Genomic DNA, 12,869 nt, shown 5'->3' with positions numbered 1-12,869 from the left:
CTAACTAACTAACTAACTAACTAACCGAATTAATCATGAAAAAAATTAAAATAATTTTAGTTCTATTGCTGCTAATTAATTTTGCGGGTTATGCGCAAAAACAAGTTGGTGGTAAGGTTACAGACCAAGAAACTAGCCAGCCTTTATTAGGTGTTAATGTTATAGTAAAAGGAACGTCAAAAGGAGTAGCCACCGATTTTGACGGGAATTATAGTCTAGAAGTAAATACTAATGATGTGTTAGAATTTATATACCTAGGTTATACAACAAGTACGCTTATTGTTTCAGATGCTGCAGACTATAATGTTAAAATGGAAGAATCTGCACAATCCTTAGGAGAAGTATTATTAACCTCTCGTAAAAAAGCAGAATATGCCAAAGATATTCCTATTAGTATTACCGCTATCGGAGCGAAAGAATTGAAAAAAAGTGGTTCTTTTGAGTTTAGTGATTATGCTTCAAAAGTGCCAAACTTATCTTTCGGTAAGCAAGGTGGTGGTGGTGATCTTGCAGATGGTAGAACTTCTAATTCTATATCGATTAGAGGTATTACAGGTAATGCAACTACCGCTTTTTATTTAGATGAAGTGCCGTTGCCAGAAACAGTAGATCCTAAATTGGTAGATGTAAAACAAATAGAGGTTTTAAGAGGTCCACAAGGAACTTTATACGGTTCTAGTGCTATGGGAGGTGCGTTAAAAGTAATTACAAATGAACCTACAACTTATGCCTTTTCTGGTAATGCTGGTATGGAAGTGAGTTCTGTAGATGAAGGTGGTGTTAATTACTCCGGAGATCTTACCCTTAATATTCCTGTTGTTAAAGATAAATTGGCAGTGCGTACGGTAGCGTTTTATAATTTTAAAAGCGGAATTTTTGATAAGGTGCCTTTAACTTCCCAAGATACTCCAATTACCTTACTTAACGATAATCATTCCTTATTAACCAAAACAAAGGAAGATGTGGATGATGAAACTACTTTCGGATTTCATCTAGGAGCAAAATGGACACCAACAGAAAGATTAACCATACTTCCTAAATTTATTTATCAAAGTACAGAAGCAGATGGTTATAATTTAGCCGATACAAAACCAGGTAACTTTGATCAGGTGCGATTTGCAGATATAGACGAAAATTTTGAGGATAGATTTAGTAACCTAAGTTTAACCACAAAATATAAATTAGATAAGGGAGAATTTGTGTTAGCAATGTCTTCATTTGATCGATATTATTATGAAAAAGAAGATTTTTCAGAATGGTTAACCTATACGGCTTTCGAGATTCCACAATCCGATGAGGTAGGTTATCCAGTAGAGATATGGAGAGAAGCAGATTTTGAAAAGTTTGTTACAGAGTTTCGTTATGTATCTGATTTAGATGGTAAATTTAATTTTTCATCTGGTATCTTTTATGCAAAAGAAAAGAGTAATGAAAGAGGGGAAAGCTATTCTTCAGGTTTAGGAGAGTTTATAGGAGAAACCAGTCCTGAATTTGACTACGTTTATGAATTTGTAAATGGTGTAGAAATAAAAGAAATTTCTTTATTTACAGAGATGTATTATGAAATATCCGATAAGTTAAAAGCAACATTCGGACTGCGTTGGTTTGATGCGGAAAGTTCAAGATCTAGAACGGTATTCTCTTCTCTTGTTTCGGGATATGAAGATATCACCGGTGATTTGCCAGCAAATAAAGCGAGTGGTTTTAATCCGAAATTTGGTTTAAAATATAAGTTCAACGATAATAATATGATGTATGTTAGTGCGTCAAAAGGATATCGTTTAGGTGGTGTTAACGGAGTTTTGCCAGCGTATAGCGAATCAGAAGCTGTAGACCTTTTAGGTACAATAAATGTTCCGGCAACGTATAAAGATGATTATTTATGGAGTTATGAGCTTGGAGCAAAAGCAGGGCTTACCAATAAAAAGTTGCTAGTAAATGCAGCTCTTTTTTATAACGATTGGCATAATATTCAACAAAGAACCAATTTGCCAGTATCTGGGTATAATTTTATCATGAATATTGATAAAGCATATAGTTATGGTTTAGAAATGGATGTGCATGCATACCCAACCAGTCAGTTAACGTTATCTGGAAGTATTGGTTTAATAAAATCTGAAATTACTGAGGTAGGTGAAGATGCGCATTTAACCGAAGCAGAAAAGGGAGATGAAATATTGCTTATTCCAGATATTACGGCTTCTGCAACTGCAGAATATAGGTTTAAAGCGTTTAACAAAAAAGATATGTTTGTAAGAGCAGATCTTCAGCATTCTGGAACGAGATATAGTAATTATGATAGATCTCCAGCGCGTACTTTAGATGCATATACCTTAGTTAATGCAAGAATAGGTATTAGCTTAAATAAGTTTGATGTTTCTTTATTTGCCAATAATTTAACCAATGAAAATGCAAATTTTGGGGATATTATCTCTCTTGCGGCAGAGTTAGAGGGTAGAACAAGATATGCAACAAGTAGACCTTTTACAGCCGGAGTTTCTTTAAGAGCAAAATTTTAAGTGTTGTTATAATTAAAGTTGCTAATTTGCTTGAAGTATAATTTGGCAACTTTAATTTTTTTTAAAAGATTTTAATATAGAGTAAAAGAATATGAAAAAAATAAGAATAGTAATGCGTGTCGAAAAAATGTCTTTTGTGCTTTTAGTTATTTTGTTAAGCTTTAGTTCTTGTAATAAAACGGAGCAAGAAACAAATACAGAAAAAGTGGAAGTGGTTGTTTCTAATGAAATTGTACATCCTATGGATGCTTTAAGTCAGTTAGAATTAACAGATGTGAAATCAATTCTTTTAGAGGCTAAAAAAGTTACAGAAGCCTCGCGTTTCCCGGAAATCACTTTAAAGGAACCGCAAAAAGAAGCGATGTATGCTTGGGAAGTAGGGAATGTTATCGAGAGACAAGCTAATATTGTAATTAGACAAAATAAAAAGACCTACGAAGCAGTTGTAGATATCACCAATAAAAAGCTGTTAGATTGGAAAGAAATAAATAATGTGCAACCTGCATTACTTATGGAAGAATGGATGCAAGCTGGTGCGTTATGGAAAAAAGATAAACGTGTTATTGAAGCGTTAAGAAAACGTGGCTATACTAATTTAGATGAAGTTGCAGGTGCGCCATTAACAACAGGTTATTTTGGAACAGAAAGTACAGATCAAAGACTTTTAAAAGTTTGGCTATTGGATATAAAAGGTGTGAAAACTAATCTTTTTGCAAAGCCAATTAATGGAATTACTCCAGTTGTAGACGTAAATAAAGGAGAAGTTGTAGATGTTTTAATTGAAGAAACCATCGCGAGAAATGATAAGGTTTATGATTATGATGAAGCGTCTGTTGGTGCATACAAATTAAAACCAGTAATAATAACGTCGCCAGAAGGAGATAATTTTTCATTTAAGGATGGGAAAATAGAATGGGATAGATGGAAGTTTCATTTTAGAATGGATAAGCGCTTCGGAGCAATCATTTCTTTAGCAGAATTTGACGGACAATCCGTAGCGTATCAATTATCTGCAAATGAAATGTTTGTGCCTTATATGGATTCTGCCGAAGATTGGAAATATCGTTCGTACATGGATATTGGAGAATATGGTTTTGGCTTATTATCCTCACCAATAGAATTAGGAACCGATGTTCCTGGAAATGCAACCTTATTAAATGCCGTGATTCCTATGGATGATGGTACGCCATTATTACAAGAAAATGTAATAGGTGTTTTTGAGCGTAATACAGGAAGACCACTTTGGAGGCATTCTGAGTTTTTAAACGGAACACATGAGAGTAGAGCCGAAGTGGAGTTGGTAGTGAGAACCATTCCGGTAGTAGGAAACTATGATTATGTAATTGATTATGTTTTTAGTACTAAAGGTTTATTGAAAATAGAAGTGGGAGCAACGGGAATGGACGCAGCAAAAGCTGTGGAGTCTAAAACAATGGACGATCCTAAAGCAATGCACGAAACTAAAGTTGGGAATTTAATAGCGCCAAATTTAATCGGTGTTTTTCATGATCATTTTTTATCGTTTAGATTAGATTTAGATGTGGATGGTATTAATAATTCATTTGCAACAGATGAGGTTGTACCTGTGAAATATCCAAATAATTCAAGAAAAAGTGGTTGGGAAGTTGTAGAACATCCAGAATTAAAAGAAGGACCAATTGTAGAAAGTAGCGAGGGGCATGACGGCTACTGGAAAGTGGTTAATAAAAATTCTAAAAATAGTTTAGGGCAGTACAAGAGCTACCAAATATTAGGGCATTCTTATCTATCTGTTTTAGATGATGAAGATTTTCCTCAAAAAAGAGCAGCTTGGTCTAAAGAACAACTTTGGGTAACTCCTTATGATAGATCCGAAATGTATCCTTCCGGGAAATACCCAAATCAAAGCCAAGGAAATGATGGTATCTTAAAATGGGTGGCGCAAGATAGAAATATCAATAATCAAGACATTGTATGTTGGTATACCATGGGTTTTCATCATATGACATTGCCAGAAGATTGGCCAGTTTTACCAACGGTTTGGCATGCTATGACCTTAAGACCTGCTAAGAGTTTTGATCGTAATCCAGCAATAGTTATCGGGAAATAAAATGAGTAATAAAACAATACTATTAGCAATTAGCTTTTTGTTGTGTTTGGTGAGTTGTAAGGATACAGCTCACCAAAAACAGCAAGATGTAAGCAATCCGGAACTACCAATTTTATCACCAAAAAAAGATGGTGAATATCAGGTAATAGCAGATTTTGAATTTAAAAATCAGTACAATCAGACCATTACTCAAAATGCAGTAAAAGGAAAAATCTATATAGCAGAATTCTTTTTTACTAGCTGTCCGTCTATTTGTCCTATCGTTTCAGTACAGTTAAAAGAAGTGTATCATACTTTTAAAGACGAAGAGAACTTTATGATTTTATCGCATTCTATTGATCCGGAAAACGATACGGTAAACGTTTTACAAGATTACTATACAAATACATTAGAAATAGATAAACCTTCCAATTGGCAACTGCTAACCGGAAAAAAAGAAAAGGTGCACGATTTAGCTAACTTTAGTTATGGAACGGTTGTATATGAAGATTTAGATCGATTAAAAGATAATATTATGCATAGTGGCGCATTATTGTTGGTAGATGAAAATGGATTAATTCGTGGGATGTATGACGGTAAAGATAGTACACATACCAAGCGGTTAATTAAAGATGTAAAACAGTTGTTATCGGATTTGAATTAAATTATTTAAAGTCCTAAATTGATCACATTGGTCTCTTTTCCTGTAGAAAGTGTAATTAAACTTTGCACATTTCCTAGGTACGGAAGCAATGTGAGTTTCGATATAATAAAGGTTTCATAAGCCTCAATATCTTCTACCACTAATTTTAGTAAATAATCAAAGTTTCCACTTATTCGATGGCACTCTACTACCTCGGGGAAATTATTTATTTCTTTTACAAATTTCTCTAGGTAACTTCTGGTGTGGCCTTGTAGGGTGATACCTATGAAAACGGTAAGCTTTAGTCCTATTTTCTTATTGTCTAAAACAGCAACGTATTTTTTAATATATCCTTCTTTTTCCAATTTTTTAATCCGCTCAAAAATAGGCGAAGTGGTCATGCCTAGTTCTTTAGCAATGCTTTTGGTGGTTCGGTTGCTATCTGTTTGAAGAATATTTAGGATTTGCGTGTCAATTTTATCTAGTGTTGGAGGCATAAGGAAATAGTGTTTTTAAGAGCTTCAAATGTAACTATAAAAGTAAAATAAACTTTATTTATATGTAATAAAAGAATTAAATTCTTTTCAGAATTAATTTTCAAGTTTTTAACAATCGAAAATCTTATTATAGCTTATCTTTAATTCTTGAAATAAAAATAAATTTAGCTTGAAGAATTACGAATTAAAAATGCCTAAAATGGGCGAGAGTATTAGCGAGGGAACCAACTTCCTGCGTATGCAGGAATCTCATAATAAAAAGTAATGAAATCTTGGTTTGTATACATCATGACTAATAAAGCGAATGGAACAATTTATATTGGCGTTACTGATGAAATACAAGAAAGAGTAAAGGAACATAAGTTAAAATATAGACCTAATTCATTTACTGCCAAGTATAATTGTGATAAACTAGTTTATTTTGAAGAGTATATTGCTGATGCTCCTGCATTAATTAGGGAACGGCAAATGAAGAAGTGGAAAAGAGAGTGGAAAGTAAAATTAATAGAAGAAATGAATCCAGGTTGGATGGATATTTCAATAAATTGGAACTTAAACTATAATAAGTTTAGAAATGAAAGATAAACAGATTCCTGCCTTCGCAGGAAGTTACGAATTAAAAATGCCTAAAATGGGCGAGAGTATTAGCGAGGGAACCATAATCAATTGGTTAATCGCAGAAGGAGACTCTTTTGAAGAAGGAGATATCATTCTAGAAGTTGCAACAGATAAAGTGGATAACGAAGTTCCGGCACCAGCTTCTGGGACATTAGTAAAAATACTGTTTCAAGCTAAAGATATTGTTCCTGTTGGAGAAATAATGGCTATTCTTGAAGTTTCAGAAGAAGTAAAGTCTTCAAAGAAAACTATTGTCACGTCGAGCACTTCGTCTAGGCTCAGCACAGGCTCCATCGAGACGTCTCAAAAGAAGGAAAAAACACCAAAAAAACTAAATCCAATTCAGCAAGATTTTACTTCAAATTCATTTTCAGTAAATAATACAAACACCTTCTTTTCGCCATTAGTAATCAAAATAGCGAAAGAACATCACATAAGTTTTGAAGAATTAGCGCGAATTCCTGCAACAGGACATGAAGGTCGTTTACGCAAAAGTGATGTGTTTCAATATATAGAAGAAGGGAGACCTTTTAAATTTGCACAAGCCGTAGCTGAAAAAGATCCAACCGCATATAGAATTCCGCAATTAAATTTCGATAAAGGCAAGGGGAAAGTCATTGAAATGGACAGAATGCGCCAAATGATTGCAGATCACATGGTGTATTCTAAACATACTTCGCCACACGTTACTGCTTATGTAGAAGCAGATATGACAAATATGGTCAATTGGAGAAATGCAAATAAAGTCGCTTTTCAAGAAAAACATGGAGAACGTTTAACCTTCACACCATTATTTGTGGAAGCTGTAGCAAAAGCTGTGAAAGACTTTCCGAATATTAATGCATCTGTCGATGGCAATAATATCATTGTAAAAGAAGATATAAATATTGGTATGGCAACGGCATTACCAAGTGGAAACTTAATCGTTCCTGTGGTGAAAAATGCGGATACTAAAGATTTAAAAACTATAGCAGCTAACGTAAATGAATTAGCCGGAAAAGCTAGAGAAAATAAACTTGGTGGTGATGATATTAAGGGAAGCACATTTACTATTTCAAATGTAGGAACCTTTGGAAGCGTGATGGGAACACCAATTATCAATCAGCCAGAAGTTGCTATTTTAGCTTTAGGGATTATTAAAAAAAGACCAGAAGTTATCACTACAGAAAAAGGAGATGAAATCGCTATTCGTAGTATGATGTACTTATCCCTTTCTTTTGATCATCGTGTTGTCGATGGCTTTTTAGGAGGAAGTTTTGTAAGACGAGTAGCCAATTATTTTGAACAATTTGATGTAGATAGAAAGATATAATTAATGATTTGTCATCCCAAACTTGATTTGGGGCCCACTTTTAAATAAAATTATAATAGATTCCGCATCGCAGTGCGGAATGACAAAAAAAGATACCTGCTTTCGCAGGCATTTGATATGAATAAAGACATACTAAAAAAAGGATTTTCAAAATTATGTACAGCCAAAGCAATGGCAGAATTGTACGAAGCTAATTTTAAGCAAGTATCCAAATATGTACATGCGACATCTAGAGGTCATGAAGCGATTCAGATTGCTTTAGGAATGCAGTTGTTACCGCAAGATTATGCATTTCCGTATTATAGAGATGATGCTATGTTATTATCGTTCGGCTTAGAGCCTTATGATTTAATGTTGCAATTATTAGCTAAAAAAGACGATCCGTTTTCTGGAGGGAGAACTTATTATTCCCATCCAAGTTTAAAGGATGATGATAAGCCTAAAATCCCACATCAATCCTCGGCAACAGGAATGCAAACTATTCCAGCCACAGGAGTTGCTATGGGAATGCAATACAAAGAATTACAAGGTTTAGATGATAAAACGCTTAAAGATTTACCGTTTGTGGTTTGTTCTTTAGGAGATGCTTCCGTAACCGAAGGAGAAATTGCAGAAGCTTTCCAGATGGCAGCTTTAAAACAAATGCCAATTTTATATTTAGTACAAGATAATGGTTGGGATATTTCTGCAAATGCAGCAGAAACAAGAGCGCAAAATGCTTTTGAATATGCTAAAGGATTCCATGGGCTAGAAGCTATTTCTATTGACGGCGCAAACTTTATAGAAAGTTATGAAGCCGTAGAAAAAGTGATAAAAACAATTCGTGAAGAACGAAGACCGTTTTTAATTCATGCAAAAGTACCGTTATTAAATCATCATACTTCTGGTGTTAGAATGGAATGGTATCGTGATGATTTAGAGGAAGCGCGTTCTCGTGATCCGTATCCAGTGATAAAACAACAATTAGTAGATAATGGGTTTACGGAGGCTGAATTGGAAGCGATAGAAAATTCCGCGAAAGCGAAAGTACAAGCAGACTTCGAAAAAGCATTATTAGCGGAAGATCCAAAACCGGAAGATTTATTTACAAACGATTTTGTGCCAACACCAATTACCGAAGAAAAAGGTATACGTGCACCAGAAGGAGCAGAAAAGGTAGTCATGGTAGATTGCGCATTATTTGCTGTGGAAGAACTGATGCGAAAGCATAAAGAATGTTTGCTTTACGGACAAGATGTTGGTGGGCGACTTGGTGGTGTTTTTAGAGAAGCAGCAACTTTAGCGCAGAAATTTGGTGACGATCGCGTTTTTAATACGCCAATTCAAGAAGCCTTTATTGTAGGTTCTACCGTTGGTATGAGTGCGGTTGGATTGAAGCCAATTGTGGAGGTGCAGTTTGCCGATTATATTTGGCCTGGATTAAATCAGTTATTTACAGAAGTAAGTAGAAGTTGCTATTTAAGTAATGGAAAATGGCCAGTAAGTATGATTCTTCGTGTGCCAATTGGTGCTTATGGAAGTGGAGGGCCTTATCATTCGTCTTCTGTAGAAAGTGTACTTACGAACATTCGTGGTGTAAAAATCGCATATCCTAGCAATGGAGCCGATTTAAAAGGTTTGATGAAAGCGGCGTATTACGATCCAAATCCTGTGGTGATTTTAGAACATAAAGGTTTGTATTGGTCTAAAGTAGCAGGAACCCAAGGAGCAACATCGGTAGAACCAAGTGAAGATTATGTATTGCCTTTTGGGAAAGCATGGGTTTTACAAGAAATTTGGAAACAAGAAAATGTAGAAACATTAACTATTGTTACTTATGGAATGGGAGTGCATTGGGCAATGAATGCATCCGAAGAATTAGGAATGCAAGACCAAATTGAAATTATCGATTTAAGAACGTTATTTCCTTTAGACGAAGAAACTATTATGAAATCGGTAAAGAAAACCGGAAAGTGTTTAGTGGTGACAGAAGAGCCTTCTAATAATAGTTTTGCTAGAGCATTGTCTGGAAAGATTCAAGAAGAGTGTTTCAAATTTTTAGATGCACCAGTAATGACTATTGGTAGTGAGAATATGCCAGCAATTCCATTGAATTCTATTTTAGAGGAAACCATGATTCCATCGACAGAAAAGGTGAAGGCTAAAATGAAGGAACTTTTAAGCTATTAGATAATTCTATTATAGGTTTCAATTTATTTTGTATATTGAACTCTTAAAATTATAACTATAATATTTGAAATAATTATGAAAAAGTATATTACACTTTTAAGCTTTATTGCTGTATTTTTTATTGGGATGCAAGGATCTCAAGCTCAGGAAACTTTAGTAGCGGAAACAGATAGACCTGAAGCTGTTGCCAAAGTACAAACATATAACTTACATCAATTAGTAGAGTTAGATGGAAATCAGCAAGCTGCAGTTTATAATGTATTTGTGGATTTAAACCAAAACTTAAAAGGTTTGGAAGGAAATAAAGACATCGCTAAAGTACAAGGAGCAAAAGCTTCTTTATTGGAAACTGTAAAAGCTAAATTAAAAAGCATTTTAACGAATGAGCAATATCAAGGGTATTTGAAAACATTAGAAACACCTAAGAAATAATTCGTTATTCATATAAAAATAAAAAACCACTCTAATTTAGAGTGGTTTTTTTATTCCTATTATTGTTGTTGTAAACCTGGAGGATATTTCTCCATGATCTTAGTAACAAAATCTTGTATTCGTTCTTCCTTTTTGTTTTGAGATAGATAGCCAGTACCTTGTCCTTGCCATACTAACTCTTTTTTGCTAGCATCAATTAAATCGATGTAAAGAATACCTTCCGTAGATTTAGATACTGTATTGTAGTTGTTCCAATAATAAGGACTCCATCCCCAACCATATCCATAAGGACTAAAGTTGTTGCTGTATACATTTATTTTTTCTCTAGATTTTGTAAAAATACTAACTAGTAAATCTGGGTTTTCAGATTTTGTAAAACCTTTTGCAAGTAATTCTGCTTCAATAGCACGAAGAATTCTACGTTTGTCTAGATCATTAATTTCTGCTTTGTCAATTCCTGTTTTGTAGAAAGCAAAGGTTTTAAAATCGTTAAAGTTTGCTTGCTTGTCATAATCTGACGCGACTCTTACCGAGCTACAAGACGTTGTTACTACTAATAAAAGAAGTAGCGATGTAATGGTGAATAGATTTTTCATAGTTGCAATTTTTTAAATTTTTTCTAATTCAATAAAGCATCATCTACGTGATTTGGAAGTGTTACTTTTAGATTTGGTTCTACTTCCATTGCTCGTTTAATAGCAAACTCAGCTCCTGAATTTCGTGCCCAACTTCGTCTTGAAATCCCGTTGTTTACGTCCCAGAATAGCATGGATTTTAAACGTTTAGATGCTTCTATACTACCATCAAGAACCATACCAAATCCGCCATTTATAACTTCTCCCCAACCTACACCACCACCATTGTGAATGCTTACCCAAGTTGCTCCTCTAAAGCTGTCTCCAATTACATTTTGTATTGCCATATCTGCTGTAAATCGAGAGCCATCGTATATGTTACTTGTCTCTCTATATGGGGAGTCTGTCCCGGAAACATCATGATGATCACGACCTAGAACTACATATCCTAATTCTTGTTTTGCAATGGCATCATTAAATGCTTGCGCAATTTTCATGCGCCCTTCTGCATCTGCATAAAGTATTCTGGCTTGTGAGCCTACCACTAATTTGTTTTCTTGTGCGCCTTTTATCCATTGGATATTATCCGCCATTTGTTGCTGAATCTCTTCTGGCGAATTCTTTTTTATTTCTTCTAAAACAGTACATGCAATAGCGTCTGTTTTTGCTAAATCTTCTGGTTTTCCAGAAGCACAAACCCAACGAAATGGTCCAAAACCATAATCGAAACACATAGGTCCCATAATGTCTTGTACGTAACTTGGGTATCTAAAGTCGATACCATTTTTTGCCATAATATCTGCTCCAGCACGGGATGCTTCTAAAAGGAAAGCATTACCATAATCGAAAAAATAAGTTCCTTTTGCGGTGTGTTTATTTATAGCTTCGGTATGACGACGAAGTGTTTTTTGGACTTCTATTTTAAACTGCTCCGGATTATTTGCCATCATTTCATTAGCGTCTTCAAAAGAAATACCTATAGGATAGTAACCTCCAGCCCAAGGATTATGCAATGAAGTTTGATCGCTTCCTAAGTCGATATGAATGTTTGCTTCATCGAATTTTTCCCAGACGTCCACGATGTTTCCTAAATATGCTATGGAAATGGTTTCTTTTTCGGCTTTCGCTTTGGTAACACGAGTTACTAAAGCATCTAGATTCGAAATTTTTTCATCTATCCAACCTTGATCTAATCGTACTTGTGTGATCTTCGGGTTTACTTCTGCACACACGGTAATACAACCCGCAATATTTCCGGCTTTTGGTTGTGCGCCAGACATACCTCCTAAACCTGAGGTTACAAAAAGATTTCCTTGTGGTTCTTTTTTTATTTTTCTGAAGGCATTTAATACGGTAATTGTTGTTCCATGCACAATTCCTTGTGGTCCAATGTACATGAAACTTCCAGCAGTCATTTGTCCGTATTGTGTAACACCAAGGGCATTGAATTTTTCCCAATCATCTGGTTTGGAGTAATTGGGAATCATCATTCCGTTGGTGACCACAACGCGAGGTGCATTTTTGTGACTAGGAAATAATCCCATAGGATGGCCAGAGTACATAGCGAGTGTTTGCTCGTCATTCATTTCTGCCAAATATTTCATGGTTAATCGGTATTGTGCCCAATTGGAAAACACAGCGCCATTACCTCCATAAGTTATTAATTCGTGAGGATGTTGGGCTACCGCATAATCTAAATTATTCTGAATCATTAACATAATAGCAGCAGCCTGTTTTGTCTTTGCAGGATATTCATCTATTGGTCTTGCATACATTTTGTAATCCGGACGTAGACGATACATATAAATTCTTCCGTAGGTTTCTAATTCGTTTTTAAATTCGGGAAGTAATTCTGCATGATGCTTTTTATTAAAATAACGTAGTGCATTGCGAAGTGCTAGTTTTTTTTCTTCCGCAGATAAAATCGTTTTACGCTTTGGTGCGTGATTTATTTCTGTTTCGTATGCTTTTGGCTGTGGTAATATTTCTGGAATGCCTTCTAATATTTGATTTTTGAATGTCATATTGGTAACCGA

Annotated in this window: 10 protein-coding genes; 7 read left to right on the top strand and 3 right to left on the bottom strand. The window is 34.9% G+C overall.

All coding sequences use genetic code 11. The annotated features are described in order from the left end of the window. Positions 1 to 35: 35 nt before the first annotated feature. The 3 genes from ACVCZW_RS03100 to ACVCZW_RS03090 all read left to right on the top strand — a co-directional run bounded on the left by ACVCZW_RS03100 (position 36) and on the right by ACVCZW_RS03090 (position 5,251). Positions 36 to 2,519, top strand: a complete 2,484-nt coding sequence (locus ACVCZW_RS03100; RefSeq protein ID WP_452231627.1) for a TonB-dependent receptor — start codon at positions 36 to 38, stop codon at positions 2,517 to 2,519. 91 nt (positions 2,520 to 2,610) lie between these two features. Next, positions 2,611 to 4,608 carry a copper amine oxidase gene (locus ACVCZW_RS03095; protein WP_452231626.1) on the top strand — a complete coding sequence of 666 codons (1,998 nt, stop codon included), beginning with the start codon at positions 2,611 to 2,613 and terminating at the stop codon, positions 4,606 to 4,608. A gap of 1 nt (position 4,609) precedes the next feature. Further along, a complete protein-coding gene (locus tag ACVCZW_RS03090; RefSeq protein WP_452228019.1) occupies positions 4,610 to 5,251 on the top strand; it encodes an SCO family protein in 642 nt (213 codons plus the stop codon). A 5-nt stretch (positions 5,252 to 5,256) separates the two neighbouring features. Here the strand turns inward: ACVCZW_RS03090 and ACVCZW_RS03085 are convergent, their stop codons facing one another. Continuing rightward, positions 5,257 to 5,727: an Lrp/AsnC family transcriptional regulator gene (locus ACVCZW_RS03085; RefSeq protein ID WP_452228018.1), complete on the bottom strand. Its 471-nt coding sequence runs from the start codon at positions 5,725 to 5,727 to the stop codon at positions 5,257 to 5,259. Between the two features lie 264 nt (positions 5,728 to 5,991). Between ACVCZW_RS03085 and ACVCZW_RS03080 the strand changes: the two genes are divergently transcribed. From ACVCZW_RS03080 to ACVCZW_RS03065, 4 genes are all read left to right on the top strand, one after another. Next, positions 5,992 to 6,312, top strand: a complete 321-nt coding sequence (locus ACVCZW_RS03080) for a GIY-YIG nuclease family protein (RefSeq protein WP_452228017.1) — start codon at positions 5,992 to 5,994, stop codon at positions 6,310 to 6,312. After that, the gene (locus ACVCZW_RS03075; RefSeq protein ID WP_452231625.1) at positions 6,302 to 7,657 is read left to right on the top strand and encodes a dihydrolipoamide acetyltransferase family protein; all 1,356 of its coding nucleotides are present in this window, start codon (positions 6,302 to 6,304) and stop codon (positions 7,655 to 7,657) included. The genes ACVCZW_RS03080 and ACVCZW_RS03075 overlap by 11 nt, the downstream gene beginning before the upstream one ends. A gap of 117 nt (positions 7,658 to 7,774) precedes the next feature. Continuing rightward, complete coding sequence (locus ACVCZW_RS03070) at positions 7,775 to 9,826, top strand: alpha-ketoacid dehydrogenase subunit alpha/beta (RefSeq protein ID WP_452231624.1); 2,052 nt, start codon at positions 7,775 to 7,777, stop codon at positions 9,824 to 9,826. A 75-nt stretch (positions 9,827 to 9,901) separates the two neighbouring features. After that, on the top strand, positions 9,902 to 10,258 hold the full coding sequence (locus tag ACVCZW_RS03065) for a hypothetical protein (RefSeq protein WP_452228014.1): 357 nt from the start codon (positions 9,902 to 9,904) through the stop codon (positions 10,256 to 10,258). A gap of 59 nt (positions 10,259 to 10,317) precedes the next feature. Here ACVCZW_RS03065 and ACVCZW_RS03060 read toward each other — a convergent pair whose 3' ends face one another. After that, a complete protein-coding gene (locus tag ACVCZW_RS03060; protein WP_452228013.1) occupies positions 10,318 to 10,854 on the bottom strand; it encodes a DUF4136 domain-containing protein in 537 nt (178 codons plus the stop codon). A 23-nt stretch (positions 10,855 to 10,877) separates the two neighbouring features. Beyond that, positions 10,878 to 12,857, bottom strand: a complete 1,980-nt coding sequence (locus ACVCZW_RS03055) for a urocanate hydratase (protein ID WP_452231623.1) — start codon at positions 12,855 to 12,857, stop codon at positions 10,878 to 10,880. Positions 12,858 to 12,869 lie beyond the last annotated feature (12 nt).

The sequence above is a fragment of the Lacinutrix sp. MEBiC02595 genome (genome assembly GCF_053601555.1).
The sequence above is the reverse complement of the archived record's forward strand: the minus strand, read 5'-3'. Positions and strand labels throughout refer to the sequence as shown.